The sequence below is a fragment of the Micromonospora sp. LOL_014 genome (assembly GCF_048060245.1).
Taxonomy (GTDB): Bacteria; Actinomycetota; Actinomycetes; order Mycobacteriales; family Micromonosporaceae; genus Micromonospora_E.
Genome location: NZ_JBHMIP010000116.1, coordinates 1 through 403, shown reverse-complemented (window position 1 = coordinate 403; position 403 = coordinate 1). Strand labels below are relative to the sequence as shown.

Here is a 403-nt window from a genome sequence, read left to right as displayed (position 1 = left end):
TCGACAACCACTGGATCGTCGACTCCACCCCGGTGCCGTGCGGCATGTCCCGCCCCACCGTGCAACGCTCGGACCTGGCAGGCTGGGCCGGATACGGCTACTGCGCCTCCCACTCCCGGTTCTTCTGGGGACTGCGCCTGTACCTGGTCCGCACCCCGACCGGGATGCCGATCCTGTGGGCCCTGGCGAACCCGAAGATCGGCGAGCGGGAGGTCCTCGCCGCGATGCTGGAGGTCGAGGCCGGTGTCGTCGCCGAACACGACGGCATCCTGCTGATCAGCGACAAGGGCTTCGCGTCCAGAACACTCGAGCGGGACCTCGCAGACCAGGGCATCACCCTGCTACGCCCGTCACGCAAGAAGGAGAAGGCCCGCTACGGCGAACCGATGCTCAAGAAGGTCCG

At 67.7% G+C, this 403-nt stretch carries 1 protein-coding gene; it reads left to right on the top strand.

The genetic code is table 11. The features are described from left to right. Positions 1-403 (top strand): transposase (locus tag ACFHW1_RS28880; RefSeq protein ID WP_416616752.1); only part of this gene is annotated, 403 nt, incomplete at both ends.